This window comes from Pseudomonas sp. HY2-MNA-CIBAN-0224 (assembly GCF_040310285.1).
Taxonomy (GTDB): domain Bacteria; phylum Pseudomonadota; class Gammaproteobacteria; order Pseudomonadales; family Pseudomonadaceae; genus Aquipseudomonas; species Aquipseudomonas helleri.
Window position 1 is genome coordinate 1 of sequence record NZ_JBEOPQ010000329.1, and the last position, 313, is coordinate 313.

General features: G+C 48.9%; 1 pseudogene. It reads right to left on the reverse strand.

Features of this window, described 5'->3' with window-relative positions:
* Window positions 1-313: pseudogene (locus AAEZ03_RS26610) on the reverse strand (hypothetical protein); the annotation flags it as partial.

A 313-nucleotide genomic window follows, 5' to 3' on the forward strand; every position in this document is an offset into this window, starting at 1 on the left:
GTGTAAAGCTGTGCTTTTGCCCAATATGACCAAAGCGCATGCCGCTATAAATCGGCAATCCTGTCAGCTGATGCAATTGACGAATGACGGTGGCGACATCATAACGCTTATCATAACTGTCCTCACCGCTACCCGATAACGCACCGAATACAATCGCTTGCTGACCTTTAAACACCCCTGCCAAATACAAATCATAGAGCATGCGCTCGATGCGGTAAGCTTGCTCGCCGACATCTTCTAAAAATACGATACCGCCAGCAATACGTGGCAAATACTCACTACCTGCCAGCGCCGATACCACGCTTAGATTGCC